Raw genomic sequence first — 3,991 nt, 5'->3', positions numbered from 1 at the left:
TTATCTGGGGCCGGAACCGGGGTGTCTTTGACGTGCAGCACGAGGCCCGTAACCGCACAGTTCCGCGTGATGGAGGTGCTTATCTGAAGCTGTCCATCACACGGGATCGCGGGAGGGTTCATGCAGGTTCAACGAGTTTTGGTGTCCGGTTCGCCGCTTGAGTCGTGGACTGTGCTTGATGATCATGGTGTCGTCGAGCCGGTGGAGCGGTTCCTGGCTTACCTGACCGACGTCGAGAGGTCGCCGAACACGCTCAAGGCGTATGCGCATGATCTCAAGGATTGGTTCGTCTTTCTTCGCCACCGCGGCATTGATTGGCGCCAGGTGGCCTTGGAGAACGTCGGCGAGTTCGTCGCCTGGCTGCGGCTTCCGCCTGCCGGGCGCGCCGCGGACGTGACGCTGCTGCCGTCGGCTTCCCATCACTGCGGGCCGGGAACGGTGAACCGCAAGCTCGCGGCGGTGGGCGGCTTCTACGTGTTTCACTCCCGTCATGGGGTTCCGCTGGGCGACCTTGTCACCGAGTTCGAAACGGTCCGGCACCGAAGAACGGGATGGAGACCGTTCCTTGCCCACCTTGCCGGGGACAGGCCGCAGCGGCGCCGGATCGTGAAGCTGCGTGAGCCCAAGAGGTTGCCCACGGTCCTGCCTGCGGTGCAGGCACAAGCAGTGCTGGATGCGTGCACTCGGCTGAGGGACCGGTTCATGTTCGTCCTGCTGTGGGAGTCGGGAATCCGTATCGGCGAAGCACTCGGACTAAGGCATGAGGACATTGCAGTCGCCGAGGGCGAGCTGACGATCCGCCGGCGGGTGAACGCCAACCGGGCCCGGGCGAAGTCCGTTTCGCCGCGCACGATACCGATCGGCGCGGACGTCGTGCGGCTCTACGGCGACTACCTTCACGAGGAATACGGAGATCTGGACAGCGACTACGTGTTCGTGAATCTGTGGGCCGGCGCCCGCGGCCGCCCGATGGGCTACGCGGCATTCTATGACCTGGTGAAGCGGCTGCGCCGTAACACCGGAGTGGATTTTGACCCGCACTGGTTCCGCCACACCTATGCCACCCGCTTGCTACGGGCCGGGACACCCATCGAAGTGATCAGCAGCCTGCTTGGCCACGCATCGGTCGCAACCACCATCGACGTCTACGGCCACCTCACTGTTGAGGACGCCCGCCGCGCCCTCGAAAAGGCAGGGCTGCTGACCGGAAAAGAGGTCACCTGGTGAGCTCCCTCGCATTGAATGAAAACGAGGACGGTCGCGGTCTGTTGGCTAAGCTCATGGGCACCGTCCGGCCCGAATTCAGACCCGAAATCGTGATCCCGGCCCCAGGCTCCCTCGTCTTCAACACCGAGCCCTGCCGGATCGACAAGTGTGAACGGCAACGTACGGTGAAAGGGTTCTGCAAAAGCCACTACAAGCGCTGGCTGGACCAAGGACGCCCCGAATTGGAGTCATTCCTCGCCAGCCCCGGCCCATTACCCGTAGGCGACGGCCCCTTGGCGGCATGCACCGTCACCTGGTGCCGCTTCGGTTCGGCCAGACGCGGCCTCTGCATCAGCCATCACGGGTTCTTCAGTCGTTCCAGCGAGACCGACGTGAATAAGTGGCTCGCTACCCTCTCCCCCGAGCCAGCCACCGAACGGCCCGAATGCAGGCTCGCGTTCTGCGACCTCTGGGCCCAAGGCAACTCGCCGTTGTGTCTGAACCACAAGTCCCGCTGGCACGCCATTGGCACACCGGATATCGACGAGTTCGTCGCCCGGTGCGAAAGCGTGGGCCTGGACCGGTTCGATTTCCGATGCCTGGCAGATCGTCCCCAGCTGCGGCTTGAGCTCCAGCACGCCCTGCAATGCCGCCACGATGAACGCCGGGCCAGTACCCGCTCCTCCGTTGTGACGCCCGTGATCCGGCTCCTCACCGACAGCGGCGTCACCTCGCTGCTGGAGTGGAATCTTGGCCAGTGGGCAGCGTTCTATAGCGCCGGCCGGGTGGGCCGCAGTCACCGCCACAACGGGCAACTCGCATTCCTGCGATTTGCCTACACCCGGCTCGAAGACCTCGCCGCCGGCACCGGCTGGGAGTCAGAGTATTCCCGCGACGTCTGGGCCCTGCACCGCCTCGGCTACACCGACACCCGCGGCACCCTCCGCTTCGACAAGATCCCGCAACCGTGGCTGCGCACCATGGCAAAACGCTTCATCCGATGGCGGCTGACCAGCGGCAGGGAAATCATCCAAGCCCGCATCGACCTCCTCGCCCTGAACCGATTCGCCGCGTTCCTCGCCCACACCATCCCCCACTCCGACGGCCCGGACTGCATCGACCGCGGCATCCTGGAACGCTTCCTCGCCGAACTCGCCCGGGATAAACGGGCCGTGACTTCCCGTGGCCGCGACATCAGCTCCCTGAACGCCTTCTTCGCCGCGATCCGCCGCCACGACCGGGCCAAGGACCTGCCGGCATCGGCGAACTTCTACCCCGAAGACTTCCCACGACCAGCCAAACGACTGCCCAGAGCCCTGGCCGATCACATCATGGCGCAACTCGACCAACCCGAAAACCTCGGCAAATGGACCAGCCCCGACAGTCGGCTACTCACACTGATACTGATGCGCTGCGGACTGCGCGTCGGGGACGCCTGCAACCTGGTATCAGACGGCGTGGTCCGTGACGGTGACGGCGCCCCATACCTTCGCTATATGAACCGGAAGATGAAACGCGAAGCCCTCGTACCCCTCGACGAGGAAGTCCATACCGCCATCCTCGATCAGCAACGACGCGTCCGCGAACGATTCCCCGAAGGCAGCAACTGGCTGTTCCCGGCCCCGAAGATGAACCCCGACGGAGCAAAACCGCTCACCACACACTCCTACCGCGGACAGCTTGAAGACTGGCTGGAACGCTGCGACATTCGCGACGAACACGGGCAAGAGGTGCGCCTGACTCCGCATCAGTGGCGCCACACCTTCGGGACAACACTGATCAACCGCGACGTTCCTCAGGAAGTTGTCCGGGTCCTCCTCGATCACACCTCGGCGGAGATGACCGCCCATTACGCCCGGCTGCATGACACGACCGTGCGTCGCCACTGGGAGAAAGCCCGCAAGGTCAACATCAACGGCGACACCATCACCATTGACCCGCAGGGACCACTCGCCGAAGCCAGCTGGGCCAAACAACGCCTCGGCCGCGCGACGCAGAGCTTGCCGAACGGATTCTGCGGGCTGCCGGTTCAGAAAACCTGCCCGCACGCCAACGCCTGCCTGACCTGTCCCATGTTTGTCACCACCGCCGAATTCCTCCCCCAGCACCAAGAGCAGCGCCGCCAGACCGTCCAGATCCTGTCCGCCGCCGAGGCCCGCGGACAGACCCGGCTCATCGAGATGAACCAGGCCGTGCTGCACAACCTGGACCGCATCATCGACTCCCTCGACGACACCGCACCAGCCGAGGCCGCCGGATGAACCGCCCCGACAACAGCCGGCACCTGATCAAAGCTGCACAGCAGCGCGCCGCTCTCACCCGGTCCAAAGCCGTCCAAGCGCTGCGCACGCTGCACGCGGAAGGCCGACCGGTCACCTTCGACGCCGTCGCCAAATACGCCCGAGTCTCCCGGTCCTGGCTCTACACCCAGCCCGACCTCCGCGCCGAAATCGAACGCCTCCGCCAAAACCACGCCTCAGCGGAGCCCACACCGGCATCACAGCCACAGCGGGCAAGCGAGGCCTCGCTACGGCAACGACTCGAAGCGGCCAACGACAGAATCCGACGACTCAACGACGAGAACCAACGACTGCGACAGCAACTCGCACACGCCCTCGGACAACGCCGCCAAAGTCCATCACCAGACCCAGCGACCATCCCGAATCCATAACAGATCCACGAGAATGAAAGGACACCCAATGCCACCGTCATGCACGTCCCGGACACACCCACCAACCCAAAACCGCAGGCCAGAGGCACAGGAGCCCGACGGGCTCAAGATAAT

General features: G+C 64.4%; 3 protein-coding genes. All 3 read left to right on the top strand.

Annotated elements, in window-relative coordinates; translation table 11 throughout:
• Positions 1-120: 120 nt before the first annotated feature.
• The 3 genes from EU811_RS20660 to EU811_RS20650 are packed head-to-tail and all read left to right on the top strand — an operon-like array spanning position 121 to position 3,877.
• Positions 121-1,227: a tyrosine-type recombinase/integrase gene (locus tag EU811_RS20660; RefSeq protein ID WP_142940160.1), complete on the top strand. Its 1,107-nt coding sequence runs from the start codon at positions 121-123 to the stop codon at positions 1,225-1,227.
• On the top strand, positions 1,224-3,467 hold the full coding sequence (locus EU811_RS20655; RefSeq protein ID WP_142940159.1) for a tyrosine-type recombinase/integrase: 2,244 nt from the start codon (positions 1,224-1,226) through the stop codon (positions 3,465-3,467). The genes EU811_RS20660 and EU811_RS20655 overlap by 4 nt, the downstream gene beginning before the upstream one ends.
• Positions 3,464-3,877, top strand: coding sequence for a DUF6262 family protein (locus tag EU811_RS20650; protein ID WP_021474754.1), 414 nt, complete (start codon positions 3,464-3,466; stop codon positions 3,875-3,877). Before EU811_RS20655 ends, EU811_RS20650 begins: the two co-directional genes overlap by 4 nt.
• The last annotated feature ends 114 nt before the right edge of the window (positions 3,878-3,991 follow it).

This window comes from Arthrobacter sp. TS-15, assembly GCF_006964045.1.
Lineage (GTDB): Bacteria > Actinomycetota > Actinomycetes > Actinomycetales > Micrococcaceae > Arthrobacter.
This window is presented reverse-complemented; position numbering and strand designations above follow the sequence as displayed.